Below are 304 nucleotides of genomic sequence, written 5' to 3' on the forward strand. Positions count from 1 at the left end.
TGGTGCCGTTTGTAGGCTAAACGTTAACGGATTTCCATCGGGATCTACCGCCACTACTTGATTGATTAACGTGCTATCTTCCGCAATCGTAAAGCTAACATTGGACGTAATTGGGGGATCATTGACAGGGATAACGTTGATGGTCACCGTTGAAACCGCCGTGCCTCCCTGACCGTCTGACACCAATACCGTAAACTGATCCGTCCCATTAAAATTCAAGTTTGGTTGATAACTAAACGTTCCATCTGCGTTCACGGCAGCTATTCCATTTGTTGGACCATTTTGCAGCTGATAACTAAGAGGG

The 304-nt window shown here is 46.1% G+C and carries 1 protein-coding gene; it reads right to left on the reverse strand.

Translation table 11 applies throughout. From position 1 onward, the window contains the following. On the reverse strand, positions 1–304 hold a 304-nt coding region (locus AC1VNJ_RS26945; RefSeq protein ID WP_482641641.1), incomplete at both ends, for a cadherin-like domain-containing protein.

The sequence above is a fragment of the Priestia sp. 3CA3 genome, assembly GCF_056836725.1.